Source organism: Stenotrophomonas sp. SrG, from assembly GCF_050031795.1.
GTDB lineage: Bacteria > Pseudomonadota > Gammaproteobacteria > Xanthomonadales > Xanthomonadaceae > Stenotrophomonas > Stenotrophomonas rhizophila_A.
Map to the genome: position 1 here is coordinate 1 of NZ_JBNBBE010000359.1, position 263 is coordinate 263.

The window sequence follows — 263 nt, forward strand, 5'->3', positions numbered from 1 at the left end:
GGTCATCGTTGCCGGTGACGCCATTGGGGGCGTTGGTGAACAGCTGCTGCGCGGCGCGCACCACCGTGGCGGGCTTCCACGGCTGGCCGATCAGCGTGTACATCCACGGCGCATGCAGGTCCGGGTCGGTGTTGGGGTTGTAGCGGTACTGGTTGTAGTAGCTGTACGGGCCCACCACCCATTCCTTGCGGGAGGCCTGCTGCGGCGACTGCAGCAGCGCGTCGTAGGCGAAGAACGCATCCAGGCGCTTGCCGGCGTTCTCG

General features: G+C 66.9%; 1 protein-coding gene. It reads right to left on the reverse strand.

Features of this window, described 5'->3' with window-relative positions:
- Positions 1 to 263: glycoside hydrolase domain-containing protein (locus ACQG3P_RS20100; protein WP_426806029.1), on the reverse strand; the 263-nt coding region annotated here is incomplete at both ends.